The organism is Salinimicrobium oceani, assembly GCF_012037645.1.
In genome coordinates, this window is the sequence record NZ_JAAVJR010000968.1 from 1 (window position 1) to 381 (window position 381).

Annotated in this window: 1 protein-coding gene; it reads left to right on the top strand. The window is 38.8% G+C overall.

Annotated elements, in window-relative coordinates; translation table 11 throughout:
• Positions 1-381: DNA gyrase C-terminal beta-propeller domain-containing protein (locus HC175_RS20295; protein WP_317172379.1), on the top strand; the 381-nt coding region annotated here is incomplete at both ends.

Genomic DNA, 381 nt, shown 5'->3' on the forward strand with positions numbered 1-381 from the left:
CAATATTGAATATGCCGGTGGAGATTTAAGCATGGAAGATATGATTCCCGATGAGCAGGTGGTGATCACCATTTCTCATGCAGGATATATTAAAAGAACTTCTCTTACAGAATATAAAACTCAAAACCGCGGTGGGGTAGGACAAAAAGGTTCTACTACCCGTAACGAAGATTTCCTTGAAAACCTTTTCATCGGAACCAATCACCAGTACATGTTATTCTTTACTGAAAAAGGTAAGTGTTTCTGGATGAGAGTTTTTGAGATCCCGGAAGGAAGTAAAACTTCAAAAGGTAGAGCCATCCAGAATCTTATTAATCTGGAGCCGGATGATAAGCTGAAAGCCTTTATTTGTACCAAAGATCTTAAAGACGAGGAGTACAT